An 8,962-nucleotide genomic window follows, 5' to 3' on the forward strand; every position below is an offset into this window, starting at 1 on the left:
AGTGGGGGACCGACTTCGGCCACGTGACCCCCGCTGCGTGACGAGGCGCGACCGCGGCCCCGCCGAGCGACGTCCGCCAAGTCCGGAAGGTGTGGTTCCGGTCACGGATCACAGCAGCTGCCCGATCTTCCGGTAAACGGAGAAAGTGCCACCCTTACGTGTGAACTGCACCGACTCGCGTTGATCATCCGGAAGTGCGAAAACTAGCGTCGTCATCCGGAGGTGAACCAACACATGACGGCTTGTGCCATCGAAAAGGCCACGGTGTTGCGGGCAGGGTTCACGATCGCGGCCGATGGCTCCTACGCGGCCTGCCTCACCGAGTCGGGTGACGGCGGCTGGTACCCCGAGCGCTGGACGCTGGCCGGCCCCGAGCCGTACACCGTCCCGCTGCCCGGCAACCAGCCGGAGGAACCCGGCACCGAGGTGCTGCCGCTGCCCGACGGGCGGGTCCTCATCCGCCGCCTCGTCGCGGAGCGGTACGACCTCGCGCTGCTCTACCCGACCGGACCCGGCACCGGTGAACTGCCGCTCGGCTCGCTGGAGGGCCGGGAGGTACGGCTGCTGCCGCCCGTGGCCGGCGCCGCCTTCGCGCTCGTCCAGGTCGAAGGAGCCACCCAGGTGTGGCTCGCCTGCGGCAGCGGCGGCGGCAACCACAGCGGCGGACCGCAGCTGCTCGCCACCCTGCCGGGCCGCTGCACGGGCGGCGTCTGGCTGGACCGGGCCGGCCGGATGCTCGCCCTCGACCGCGTCGGCGCGGACGACGGGCACACCAAGGCGGTGGCGGTCGATCTGCGGCAGGGCGAGGTGACCCCGCTGTTGCAGATCGCCGAGGACAGCAACGACCGGGTCCTGCTCGCCGAACCCGACAGCGGACTGCTCCTGCTGCGCAGCGACGCCCCCGGCACCGACCGGCTCGGCTGGGGCGTCCTGGGCAGCAGGCGGCCCGTGCGGTTCCCGGAGGCGCTGCGCATGGACGACACGGTCCTCACGCCGTTCGCCGCGCAGTCCGGCCAGATACTGATGCCGGAGGGGTCGGCGGTGGCGCTGCGCGCCGAGGGGCCGCACGGAGCCTCGCCCGTGGTCTGGCGGCCGGGCGAACGGACGGTCAGCTGGCTCACCGCCCCCGAGGGCTGGCTCGCGGGCACCGGACTGTGGTCCGGGCGCGGGTCGCTGCGGCTGCCCTACGCGTGCGAGCGCTGGCCGTTCGGCCTGGCCGAGTACGAGGCACCGCCCGCCGCCCCCGCTCCGGCCGTCACGGCCGCCGAGCGGGCGGCGATCGCGGCCGCCGGGCCGGACAGCGGGCCGGAGCCGTCCTGCGAGCCGCCGGGGGACGAAGCGCGGGCCCTGTCCGTACTCCCGCTCCAGCAGGCCCCGCTCGCCGCGGCGCGGGCTCGGTAACCCCGATGATCTCCGGACGCGGCCGCCGACTACACTCACAAGAGGCTACGCATCCGGACCCCTCGGACACCGAGGGTGACCAACGGGCGTACGCACAGGCCAGGTTGGGGATATTCGGCCGATTCAAGCGCAAACCAGCACGCCATTCATCGGGGAGACGTTCCATGTCCGAAGCCATATCCGACTCCGTCGAGGGGCGCCGCCGGGAGGGCTCGGCCCGCGACGACACGGCGGGCCGCCACCGCGGGCCTGCCTCGCCGCACGACGGCGACGCCCCGTCACACGGGCGGCACCGGCGCCCTGCGGGCACGCAAGGCTGAACTGAAACAGCCCTCCATCGCCGGCCGGGCTCAAAGATCGGCCTCAAACGCCGGCCGGGCTGAACATCCGGGCCGGCGTTTGAGGAGAGCAGCCTGCTGGGAGGGCTAGTCGTGCTTGAGGGCCAGGACCTCGCTCGCCGCGAAGGTGTGGTTCGGGTCGCGGTCCGCGTAGTACGGGGTGAGGAGACCGTCGAGTTCGTCGTAGCTGAAGACGTCCTTGGCGGTGTCGAACTTGGCGGCGACGCGGGGGCGGTCGACGACCGCGACCATGCCGCCGTGCACGACGAAGAGCTGGCCGTTGACGCGTGCGGCGGACGGTGAGGCCAGGTAGCCGACGAGCGGCGAGACATGCTCGGGGGCGAGCGGGTCCAGTCCCTCCTCCACCTCCAGATAGCCCGCGAAGACGTCCTCCGTCATCCGGGTGCGGGCGCGGGGGCAGATCGCGTTGGCGGTGACGCCGTACTTGCCGAGCGCGAGAGCCGTGGAGGTGGTGAGCCCGACGATGCCGCCCTTGGCGGCGGCGTAGTTGGGCTGCCCGGCCGAGCCGGCGAGGAACGCCTCGGAGGAGGTGTTGACGACCCGGCCGTAGACCGGCCGGCCCGCCGCCTTGGAGCGGTCGCGCCAGTGGACGGACGCGAAGTGGGTCGTGTTGAAATGGCCCTTGAGATGGACGTGGATCACCGCGTCCCACTCCGCCTCCGACATGGAGAAGATCATCCGGTCGCGGAGGATGCCCGCGTTGTTGACCAGGATGTCGAGCTGTCCGTAGGTGTCGACGGCGAGCCGGACCAGACCCCGGGCCTCCTCGAAGTCGGCCACGTCACCGTGGTGGGCGACAGCCTGCCCGCCCGCCGCGACGATCTCGGCCGCGACCTCCTCCGCCGGGGTGGCGGACGCCTCGCCGGAGCCGTCCCGGCCCGGCTGCCCGAAGTCGTTGACGACGACACTCGCGCCGAGCCGTCCCAACTCCAGGGCCTCGGCCCGGCCGAGGCCGCGCCCGGCCCCGGTGACGATCGCGGCCAGACCCGACAGTTGCTGCCCGTGCACAGACATCCTGGTCCTCTCAGCTACAGGTTCAGGGGTTCGGATCCGTCAGAGGGTGATGCAGGTACGCAGGGCCTCGCCCGTACGCATCTGATCGATCGCGTCGTTGATCTCCTCCAGGCGCACCCGGTGGGTGATCAGGCCCTCCAGGTCGATGCGGCCGGCCCGCCAGAGCTTGATGACGCGCTCGTAGGAGCGCAGCACGTCGCCGCCGCCGTAGAGCGACGGCAGGATGCGCTTCTCGTCGAAGAACAGCTCGAACATGTTGATCTGCAGGTTGTCGTCCATGGCGCCCGCGCCGACGATGCACAGGGTGCCGCCGCGGCGGGTGTTCTCGTACGCGGTGCGGGCGGTGGCGGACTTGCCGACGACCTCGAAGACGTAGTCGAAGCCCTCGCCCGCGGTGATGCGGTTCTTGGCGTCGGCGAGCCCGTCGGGAGCGACGGCATCCGTCGCGCCGAAGCGCAGGGCCGCCTCGCGGCGGGACTCGACCGGGTCGATGGCGACGATCTCGGCGGCGCCGAGCGCCCGAGCGCCCTGGATGACGCTGATGCCGACGCCCCCGCAGCCGATGACGGCGACCGAGGAACCGGCCTCCACCTTGGCGGTGTTGATGGCGGCGCCGATGCCGGTGGTGACACCGCAGCCGATGAGCGCGGCGATCTCGTACGGCACGTCGTCGGGGATCGGGACGGCGCACAGCGAGTCGACGACGACCTCTTCGGCGAAGGTGCCGGTGCCTGCGAAGCCGAAGACATCGCCGCCGGGGCGCTTGTAGTTGGGGGTGCCCGCGTTGAGGAAGCCGGCTATGCACAGCTGGGTCTGGCCACGCTTGCATGATGCGCAGGCGCCGCAGGCCGGCAGCCAGCAGACCAGTACGCGGTCGCCCGCCTTGACGTTGGTGGCGCCTTCGCCGACCTCGATGATCTCGCCGGCGCCTTCGTGGCCGGGGACGAACGGCGCGGGCTGCGGCAGGACGCCGCTCATCGCCGACAGGTCGGAGTGACACAGTCCGGTCGCCCGGATGCGGATCCTTACCTTGCCCGGGCCGAAGCCCACCGCCTCGATGTCGTCGACGACTTCGAGCTTGTCCTGGCCGATCTCCTGCTGGATTGCTGCGCGCACGGGGCGGCTCCCTTCGCGAGGTGCGGAATGGTGCGGGGTCCTGCGGGTTGCATCGGTCCTACGGGTTGCATCGGTCCTGCGGATCGCGCGTGTACGGACTACGCGTGCTCGACGACCGTGTCGGCGAGGACCGGTGCGTCGTCCCTCTCGGCCGCGGTCGCCGACACCTGGATGCGGCCGTCCTCGCGCCACATCCGGACCCGCAGGGTCTCGCCGGGGAAGAAGATCCCGGCGAAGCGGGTGGAGTAGGCGCGGACGCGCGCCACATCGCCGTCGAGCATCGTGTCGACGACGGCCTTGAGGACGATCCCGTACGAGCACAGACCGTGCAGGATCGGCTTGTCGAATCCGGCGACCTTCGCGAACTCGGGGTCCGCGTGCAGCGGGTTCCAGTCGCCGGACAGCCGGTAGAGCAGCGCCTGGTCCTCGCGGGTGGAGACCTCGGCGGTGCGGTCCGGGGCCCGGTCGGGCACCTGGGTGCGGACGGAGGGGCCGCGGTCGCCGCCGAAGCCGCCCTCCCCGCGGACGAAGATCTGGGTGTCGGCCGCCCACAACGGGCCTTCGTCGTCGGCTACTTCGGAGCGCAGCACGATGACGGCCGCCTTGCCCTTGTCGTACACGGCGGCGATCCTGCTCATCTGCACGGCCTTCCCGGAGACCGGGACGGGGCGGTGCAGCTCGATGCGCTGGCCTCCGTGCAGTACGGCGGCGAGGTTCACGTCGATCCCCGGCGCACTCAGCCCGCCCGCGGCGGCCAGGCTGCCGCCCGCGACGGTGACGAAGCTGGGCAGCACCTGGAGTCTGCTCTCCAGCGTGTAGCGCAGCTCATCGGGATCGGTGGCGGGCCGGCCCGCGCCCACGCCCAGGTGGTAGAGCAGGACGTCCTTGTGGTCCCAGGCGAGGTCGGTGCGGCGGGGTTCGGCCGCGATGGCCTTCGCGACGTCGATGGGCATGATCCGGCTTGCTCCTTCGCCGTGGGGACATTGACGGGCGCCGGCGGGCGTCGACGGCTCCGCCCGCGTTCTTGGAGGACCCCGGCGCGGCTGTCCGCACCGTCGGCCGAGCCGGGGTCGATCACGGACTGCTAGAACGTGTTCTAGCAGTGGCCTCATGTATAACGCATCGCCCTGAGCCTGTGAATACCTGACGCATCATCAGATCACGACACCGGTGACATTTGTCCCGGCCGACCGCGTGCATTCGCCTCTGCCGAGGTCAGAGGCCTTCTCCGTACCGTCGGTGGCATCAGGGCAGCGCGGGCCGGACGGGGAGCGAGAAGGAAATGATCGACTTGTGGGGGCTGCGGGCCTACCGGTGGCGCGGCTGCGACGAGCGCCGGCCGCCGAAGGACTTCGGCGAGGAGATCGAACGGATGAAGGGCCCGGACGGCGGCTCGCTCATCCCCTGGCTGCTGATGGCCGGCGGTCCCGCCGTGGATGTCATCAAGGGCCAGGTGCCGCTCCCCTGGCTGGCCGGTACCGGACTCGCCGCCTTCTGCGTCCTCTACTACCTCTCCTCGGCCATCGGCAAGACCGGCACCCGCAACCGGATGGAAGCCGTCCGCGCGGCCCGCCAGAGCGGCTGGCTGTAGTACGGGCTCAGGAGTGGGGCTCAGGCGGGACGTCGCAGCAGGGTGACCACCGCGGCGCCGCCCAGCCCGATGTTGTGCGCGAGGCCGACCCTGGCCCCTTCGACCTGACGGAGTCCCGCCTCGCCCCGCAACTGCCAGACCAGCTCGGCGGCCTGGGCGAGACCGGTGGCGCCCAGCGGATGCCCCTTCGAAATCAGGCCCCCTGACGGATTGACCACCCAGCGCCCGCCGTACGTGGTGGCCCCGTCGCCGATGAGCTTGCCGGACTCGCCCTCCCCGCACATGCCCAGCGCCTCGTACGTCAGCAGCTCGTTGATGGAGAAGCAGTCATGGAGCTCGATGACGTCGACGTCCTCGATCCCCAGCCCCGACTCCTCGTAGACCGCGTGCGCCGCCGCCCGCGACATCGGCTTGCCCACCGCATCGATGCACGACCCCGAGGAGAAGCTCTCGCCGGTGTCCGTGGTCATCGCCTGGCCGGCGATCTCCACGGCCCTGTCCTCCAGGCCGTGTTCGCGCACGAAGCGCTCCGAGACCACCACCGCGGCCGCGGAACCGTCCGAGGTCGGGGAGCACTGCAGCTTGGTCAGCGGCGCGTGAATGGTCCTGGCGGCCAGGATCTCCCCGACGGTGTAGACGTCCTGGAACTGGGCATTGAGGTTGTTGGCCGAGTGCCCGTGGTTCTTCGCGCCGACCGCCGCGAGCTGCTCGGCGGTCGTGCCGTACCGCTCCATGTGCTCGCGGGCGGCGTTGCCGAAGATCTGGGCGGTGGGCGGGGTCATCTCGAAGCCGTGCTTGGCGGCCATCACGCCGTAGTGCCTGGCGACGGGCGAGGTCGCGAAGTCGCCGCCGCTCGATCCGGCGCCCAGCGCGCCCTTGGTCATCTTCTCGAAGCCGAGCGCGAGGACGCAGTCGTTGAGGCCGCCCGCCACGAACTGCCGGGCCATCATCAGCGCGGTGGACCCCGTGGCGCAGTTGTTGTTGACGTTGTACACCGGCACACCGCTGAGCCCGAGCTCGTACACCGCCCGCTGGCCCGCCGTGGACGCCTGGTAGCAGTACCCGACCGGCACCTGCTCCACGAGGTCGTAGGAGATCCCGGCGTCGGCGAGGGCCTTGTTCCCCGCCTCCTTCGCCATGTCCCAGTACTGCCAGTCCCGGGTCTCGGGCTTCTCGAACTTCGTCATGCCGACGCCGACAACGAAGACCTTGCTGGTCATGCGCACTCCTTCAGTCACAGGTTCAGTCACAGGTTCAGTCACGGGTCCAGTCACGGGTTCAGTCACGAGGGAGGCCGAGGATCCGCTCGGCGACGACATTGAGCTGCACCTGCGTCGTACCGCCCGCGATGGTCAGGCAGCGCGCCATCAGGAATCCGTGCAGGGCGCGTTCGTCCGTGACGCCCTCGGGGCCGAGCAGTTCCAGCGCCAGTTCGGCGATGCGCTGCTGGTGCGGCGTCTGGACGAGCTTGCGCACCGAGGCGCCCGCGCCGGGTTCGAGTCCCGACACCTGCTGCAGGGTGGTCCGCAGTCCGATGGACGCCAGCGCGTGCGCCTCCGCGAGCAGCCCGCCGAGCCGGTCGCCCACCACCTCGCCGGCCGCACAGGCCGGCCCGATCAGCGCCTCGAGCCCGGTGTCGAACGCCACCTGGTCCGCCATGTGCACCCGTTCGTTACCGAGGGTGTTGCGGGCCACCCGCCAGCCGCCGTCCACCTCCCCGACGACCGCGTCGGCGGGCAGCACGACATCGTCGAAGTACACCTCGTTGAAGAGCGAGTCGCCGGTGATCTCCTTCAGCGGCCTGATGCCGATACCGGGCGTGTTCTTCATGTCCACCACGAAGTACGTCAGCCCCTTGTGCTTGGGCGCCGCCGGATCCGTCCTGGCCAGCAGGATCCCGAAGTCCGACCACTGGGCGGCCGACGTCCACACCTTCTGCCCGTTGACCTGCCAGCGGCCGTCCGGCAACCGATCCGCCCTCGTCCGCAGAGACGCCAGGTCCGAACCCGCGCCCGGCTCCGAGAACAGCTGGCACCACAGCGCCTCACCGCGCAGCGTGCGCGGCACATAGCGGTCCCGCTGCTCCTGGCTGCCGTGCGCGATCAGTGACGGCACCACCCAGGTGGCGATCCCGAGATCGCTCACCTTCACCCCCGCCGACCGCAGCTCCTGCTGCACGGCCAGCTGCTGCACCGGCCCCGCGCCCAGCCCGTACGGCACCGGCAGATGCGGCGCGGCATACCCCGTCGGAGCCAGCGCCTTGCGCGCGGCGGCCGGATCGAGCCCCCCGGCGGAGCCCACCGCCGCCCGCGCCAGCTCGCGGTAGGCGACCGCCTCCGGTGGCAGATCGAGCCGCAGCTCACGCCGGGCCCCCGCCCCGGCCAGGGCCGCCACCCGCAGCCGGTGGGTGTGCCCCGCCCCGAGCAGCTGCCGCACCGCGGTCGCCCGCCGCAGATACAGATGCGCGTCGTGCTCCCAGGTGAAGCCGATGCCGCCCAGGATCTGAATACAGTCCTTCGCGCAGCCGAACGCCGCCTCGACGGCCGTGGCCGCCGCCATCGCCGCCGTCAGCGGCAGTACGTCACGCGCCGCGTCCCAGGTCAGCGCACGCGCCTGCTCGACCCGTACGAGCATGTCCGCGCACAGGTGCTTCACGGCCTGGAACTGGCCGATCGGCCGCCCGAACTGCTCGCGCACCTTCGCGTACCCGGTGGCCGTACGCAGCGCCCAGCCCGCGATCCCGCACGCCTCGGCGGCGAACAGCACCCGGGCCAGATCCTCCACCACCCCCGACTCGATCCCCAGCACCCGCTCGGCGGGCACCGGCACCCGTCGGGCCACGACCTCGGCGGTGCGCCGCGTCGGATCGGCCCCGGAGCACTCCCGCACCTCCAGCGCCGCGGCGTCCACCGCCATCCACACCGAGCCGGCCCGCAGCAGCACCAGATCGGCCTGCGCCCCGCCGAGCACCGGCGGAGCGGTGCCGTCCAGTACGTACCCGCCGCTCTCCGACGGCTCGGCCGTCATCGACCCCGCGCCCAGCGCGACCGCCGCGACCCTGCTGCCGTCCGCCAGCCCCGCCAGCAGCGCCTTCCCCTCCGCCGCCCGCGCCAGCACCGCCCCTGCCAGCACGGTCGGCAGAAACGGCCCCGGCAGACAGGCCGCCCCCAACTCCTCCAACACCACGGCCAGATCGAGCAGATCCCCGCCTCCCCCGCCGAACTCCTCCGGAAGGTGCACGGCCAACAACCCCTGCGCCGCCGCCTCCCCCCACCACGCCGGCCGTCTCGCGCCCGGCCCCTCTTCGAGCGCTGCGCGCACGACTTCGGGGGGTGCCGCGCGGTTCGCCCAGCCGGTTGTGGCTGTCGCCAACTCCTGGTGCTCTTCGGTGATTCCGATGCCCATGCGGCCGAATACTAGAACGTGTTCCATTCTGACGGAAGGTCAGCAACGGTTCCGCCTCCGGCGGGAGTGCACGTAC

Annotated in this window: 7 protein-coding genes and 1 pseudogene; 3 read left to right on the top strand and 5 right to left on the bottom strand. The window is 71.6% G+C overall.

All coding sequences use genetic code 11. The features are described from left to right. The first annotated feature begins 234 nt into the window (after window positions 1–234). Both QMK24_RS35175 and QMK24_RS35180 read left to right on the top strand, forming a co-directional pair. On the top strand, window positions 235–1,401 hold the full coding sequence (locus QMK24_RS35175) for a hypothetical protein (protein WP_283470930.1): 1,167 nt from the start codon (window positions 235–237) through the stop codon (window positions 1,399–1,401). Window positions 1,402–1,565: 164 nt separating this feature from the next. Next, on the top strand, window positions 1,566–1,721 hold the full coding sequence (locus tag QMK24_RS35180) for a hypothetical protein (protein WP_283470931.1): 156 nt from the start codon (window positions 1,566–1,568) through the stop codon (window positions 1,719–1,721). Window positions 1,722–1,826: 105 nt separating this feature from the next. Here the strand turns inward: QMK24_RS35180 and QMK24_RS35185 are convergent, their stop codons facing one another. The 3 genes from QMK24_RS35185 to chsH3 all read right to left on the bottom strand — a co-directional run bounded on the left by QMK24_RS35185 (window position 1,827) and on the right by chsH3 (window position 4,843). After that, window positions 1,827–2,774, bottom strand: a complete 948-nt coding sequence (locus QMK24_RS35185) for a 3-oxoacyl-ACP reductase (protein ID WP_283470932.1) — start codon at window positions 2,772–2,774, stop codon at window positions 1,827–1,829. Window positions 2,775–2,813: 39 nt separating this feature from the next. After that, window positions 2,814–3,890 carry a Zn-dependent alcohol dehydrogenase gene (locus QMK24_RS35190; protein WP_283470933.1) on the bottom strand — a complete coding sequence of 359 codons (1,077 nt, stop codon included), beginning with the start codon at window positions 3,888–3,890 and terminating at the stop codon, window positions 2,814–2,816. A gap of 98 nt (window positions 3,891–3,988) precedes the next feature. Next, window positions 3,989–4,843, bottom strand: a complete 855-nt coding sequence (gene chsH3 / locus QMK24_RS35195) for an enoyl-CoA hydratase ChsH3 (protein ID WP_283470934.1) — start codon at window positions 4,841–4,843, stop codon at window positions 3,989–3,991. Between the two features lie 545 nt (window positions 4,844–5,388). On the opposite strand from chsH3, the pseudogene QMK24_RS35200 reads away from it, so the two are divergent. Then, window positions 5,389–5,481: pseudogene (locus QMK24_RS35200) on the top strand (DNA-binding response regulator); the annotation flags it as partial. A 20-nt stretch (window positions 5,482–5,501) separates the two neighbouring features. Here QMK24_RS35200 and QMK24_RS35205 read toward each other — a convergent pair. Then, window positions 5,502–6,701 carry a lipid-transfer protein gene (locus QMK24_RS35205; RefSeq protein WP_283470935.1) on the bottom strand — a complete coding sequence of 400 codons (1,200 nt, stop codon included), beginning with the start codon at window positions 6,699–6,701 and terminating at the stop codon, window positions 5,502–5,504. A 58-nt stretch (window positions 6,702–6,759) separates the two neighbouring features. Beyond that, window positions 6,760–8,886, bottom strand: coding sequence for an acyl-CoA dehydrogenase family protein (locus QMK24_RS35210; RefSeq protein ID WP_283470936.1), 2,127 nt, complete (start codon window positions 8,884–8,886; stop codon window positions 6,760–6,762). Window positions 8,887–8,962: the final 76 nt, after the last annotated feature.

This window comes from Streptomyces sp. PH10-H1 (genome assembly GCF_030063355.1).
GTDB lineage: Bacteria > Actinomycetota > Actinomycetes > Streptomycetales > Streptomycetaceae > Actinacidiphila.